Origin of the sequence: Streptomyces niphimycinicus (assembly GCF_018883605.1) — a bacterium.
Lineage (GTDB): Bacteria > Actinomycetota > Actinomycetes > Streptomycetales > Streptomycetaceae > Streptomyces > Streptomyces niphimycinicus.
The window spans coordinates 1-545 of the sequence record NZ_JAHLEM010000508.1; the positions used below are offsets into that span (position 1 = coordinate 1).

A 545-nucleotide genomic window follows, 5' to 3' on the forward strand; every position below is an offset into this window, starting at 1 on the left:
GGGCAACTACGCCGCCGCCAACGCCTACCTGGACGCGCTCGCCCAGCACCGTACGGCGCTCGGTCTGCCCGGAACGTCCCTGGCCTGGGGCCTGTGGGCCGCCGAATCCGGTGGTATGGCCGGTGAGCTGGACCAGGCCGATGTGTCCCGGATGAGCCGGGGCGGTGTCGCCGCGCTGGCCACCGACGAGGGCAAGGAGCTGTTCGACGCGGCCGGACGGGCGGGCGAGGCCCTGCTCGTCCCGGTGCGTCTCGACCTGGCGGCGGCACGGGCCGAGGCGGCGTCCACCGGTGTGGTGGCCCCGCTGATGTCCGGGCTGGTGCGGGTCCCGGCGCGGCGTACGGCGGAGGGCTCCGCCGGAACGGGCGCCCTGGCGCAGCGGCTGGCCCGCCTGAACGACACCGAGCGGCTCGAAACGCTGCTGGAGCTGGTCCGCACCCAGGTCGCCGCCGTCCTGGGCTATGGCACCGCCGACTCCGTCGACCCCGACCGCGCCTTCCGCGACCTGGGCTTCGACTCGCTGACCGCCGTCGAACTGCGCAACC

1 protein-coding gene is annotated in these 545 nt (G+C 75.2%); it reads left to right on the plus strand.

Annotated elements, in window-relative coordinates:
• Positions 1–545: beta-ketoacyl reductase (locus KN815_RS34300; protein ID WP_216345751.1), on the plus strand; the 545-nt coding region annotated here is incomplete at both ends.